At 62.0% G+C, this 3,264-nt stretch carries 3 protein-coding genes; all 3 read left to right on the plus strand.

Going from position 1 to position 3,264, the window contains the following annotated elements:
• Positions 1-984, plus strand: a 984-nt coding sequence (locus tag ACEW8G_RS09125) for an ABC transporter permease (RefSeq protein WP_373488114.1), incomplete at its 5' end; no start/stop codon positions are given.
• A gap of 181 nt (positions 985-1,165) precedes the next feature.
• Entirely contained in the window at positions 1,166-2,407 is a 1,242-nt protein-coding gene (locus ACEW8G_RS09130) for a cytochrome P450 (RefSeq protein ID WP_373488115.1), read from the plus strand.
• Positions 2,408-2,486: 79 nt separating this feature from the next.
• Positions 2,487-2,993: a peptide-methionine (R)-S-oxide reductase MsrB gene (msrB, locus tag ACEW8G_RS09135; RefSeq protein WP_373488116.1), complete on the plus strand. Its 507-nt coding sequence runs from the start codon at positions 2,487-2,489 to the stop codon at positions 2,991-2,993.
• The last annotated feature ends 271 nt before the right edge of the window (positions 2,994-3,264 follow it).

The raw sequence follows: 3,264 nt of genomic DNA on the forward strand, positions 1-3,264 counted from the left end.
GATGCGCTGGCGCTGGAGCTTGGAGAGTCGCGCCTGCCCGCACTGCAGGCGGTCGATGATGCAGACCCCGCCGCGCCCGAACGGCTGCTCGACGCAGGGCAGGGCACGCGTTTTCTGGGGGTGCTTACCGGATCATTGGCAGAACCGCAGCTGATTGGCACCGCGACCGAAATCGCACGCTGGAAGGGGCCGCTTGGGCTGGTGATCGAACGCGCGCGCGCGGGGACTGCGGCGCGTCCTGTGATGCTCGATACGCGCATCGTGCAGCAAAGTTCAGGCGCGCAGGAACAGGCGCGGCTGGTGACCGCGCAGGTCGGCCAGGCGCTGCTGGTGCTGCTCACCATGCTGCTGGCGGGGATGGTGCTGTCCAATCTGGTTGAAGAAAAGACCAACAAGATCATTGAGATACTCGCCGCTGCCGTGCCGATTGACGCGATCTTTCTGGGCAAGTTGTTTGCCATGCTGGCGATGGCGATGATCGGCATCGCGGCGTGGACCATACTCGCGCTGGTGGGGATTTCGCTGGCGGGCAACGGGCTGCCGCCGCTGCCTGCGCCCGCGACCGGCTGGCCGTTGTTCATGGCGCTGGGCGTTGGTTATTTCGCGATGGCCTATCTGCTGCTCGGCTCGCTGTTTTTGGGCATCGGCGCGATGGCGACCACGGTGCGCGAGGTGCAGACGCTGTCGATGCCCGCAACCATGGGCCAGCTGCTGGTGTTTTTCGTCGCTGCCTATTCGGTCACCCGGATGGGCGAGCCGGTCGAGCTGTTCGCGGTGATCTTCCCGTTCAGCTCACCCTTCGCGATGCTCGCACGCGCCGCGCAGGTCGACGCATTATGGCCGCACCTGCTGGCGTTGGCATGGCAATTTACATGGGTGCTGGTGCTGATCCGCTTTGGCGCGCGATTGTTCCGGCGCAATGTGCTGAAATCCGGTGCGGGCAAGAAGCGCGGGCTGATCGCTGGGCTGTTTGCCAGGCCGTAAAATGATCCTGCCCTGACAACGGGTGCTTTGGGGCTCCACCGGCGTTCATTTCGGTTGCAGTTCGAAACTCTATTGACAAAACTGTCAGTAAAGTGCGACCTTCGCATCACACGATCATCCGGCGGGGGGGTGACATGCGGATGCTGGAAGCACACTCCAGCCCGAACGCAGGAGAAGAGCCATGGCGACCCAATTCAAAGAGCCCGTCAATACGACGCTGAACGTCGATCTGAGCGATTCCAGCGTCTATTACGAGGACCGCTGGCAAGAACCTTTCCGCCGCCTGCGCGCGCAAGACCCGATCCACTGGACCGAAAACGGTGCGTTCGGCAATTTCTGGAACGTCACCAGCCACAAGGCGATCCAGCATGTCGAGGCCTTGCCCGAAATCTTCTCGTCCTCGTTTGAATATGGCGGCATCACGCTCGCCGACCGGGTCGAGGAAGGCACCGATCTGATCATGCCGATGTTCATCGCGATGGACCGGCCCAAGCATACCGGCCAGCGCCGTACCGTCGCGCCCGCGTTCACCCCCACCGAAATGAAGCGCATGTCAGAAGACATCCGCCGCCGCACCGCCGAATTGCTTGATGAGCTGCCCTGGGACCAGCCGTTCGACTGGGTGGACCGCGTCTCGATCGAACTGACAACGCAGATGCTCGCGCTGTTGTTCGATTTCCCGTGGGAGGATCGCCGCAAGCTTACCGAATGGTCCGACTGGGCGGGCGATATCGAGCTGGTCCACGACGAGGCATCGCGGCAGGAGCGGCTGGTGCACCTTTATGAAATGGGCGCCTATTTCAAGAAACTGTGGGATGCCAAGCTTGACGCCGAGCCGACGCCCGACCTGATTTCGATGATGATCCATTCCGATGCGATGCGCGAAATGGACGAGTTCGAATTCATGGGCAACCTGATCCTGCTGATCGTCGGCGGCAACGACACGACGCGCAACTCGATGTCGGGGCTCGCTTATGGGCTGCATCAATTCCCCGACCAGCGCGAGAAGCTCGAGCAGAACCCCGATCTGATCCAGAACGCGGTGCAGGAAATCATCCGCTGGCAGACGCCGCTGGCGCACATGCGCCGCACCGCGACGCAGGATTACGACCTGTTCGGCAAGCAGATCAAAAAGGGCGACAAGCTGGCGCTGTGGTATATCTCGGGCAACCGCGACGAGAGCGTGTTCGAAGACCCAGACACCCTGATGGTCGACCGCGAGAATGCGCGGCGGCATCTGGCGTTCGGCTATGGCATCCACCGCTGCGTCGGCGCGCGGCTGGCCGAGCTGCAGATCATGATCCTGCTCGAAGAGATGGCCAAGCGCCGGATGCGGGTGAATGTGCTGGCCGAGCCCGAGCGGGTGCGCGCATGTTTCGTCCACGGCTACCGGTCGATGCAGGTCAGTTTAAGCAAATATTGAAGCCAAAATCGATACTGCGGCGTAACTATTGTATCAGACACGGCGAACCACCGGGTGACACGATAATTTGCAGGACGATATGATGGACAGACGCACGCTGATCGAACGCGGCCTTGCCGGAGTGGCTGGGCTGGGACTGCTGGGTCTGGCGACATTCCGCACCAGCGGGGCGAGCGCTGCGCCCAAGGGCAAGTTCGAGGTCACCAAATCTGACGCGCAATGGAAGCGGACGCTGACCCCGGCGCAATATTATGTGTTGCGGCAGGAGGGCACCGAACGGCCGTTCTCGCATCCGCTCGACAAGGAAAAGCGCAATGGCACATTTTTGTGCGCAGGCTGTCGGCTGCCATTGTTTTCATCGAAAACCAAGTATGACAGCGGCACCGGCTGGCCAAGCTTTTACCAACCGCTCGCCAAAGCAGTTGGCACCAGCACCGACCGTCTGCTCGGCTATGCGCGCACCGAGGTGCACTGCAGGCGCTGTGGCGGTCATCTGGGGCATGTCTTCGACGACGGCCCAAAGCCCACCGGCAAGCGCTATTGCATGAACGGTGCAGCGATGCTGTTTGTGGTGTCGAAGGGATAACGGATTGGCTCTCTTCCCTTCAGGGGAGAGATACAAAGCCTTGCCAGCTTGTTGGCTAGGCGAAGTAGAGAGGGGCAGGCCGGCCGCAAGCGGGGACGCAAGCCCCTCTCCCCAAGCCCCTCTCCCTTCGCCGCTGCGCGGCTTTTCCCTCTCCCCTGAAGGAGAGAGGGCTTTTTTTCACATCAACCGATGCGCTTGACCGTGCCCTTGTGCGCACCGACGCCGCCGACGCGCGCGCCGCCGCCTGAACCGCTGCCCGAACGACCACCAC

This window comes from Blastomonas sp., assembly GCF_041747255.1.
In the GTDB taxonomy this organism is placed as follows: Bacteria; Pseudomonadota; Alphaproteobacteria; order Sphingomonadales; family Sphingomonadaceae; genus Blastomonas.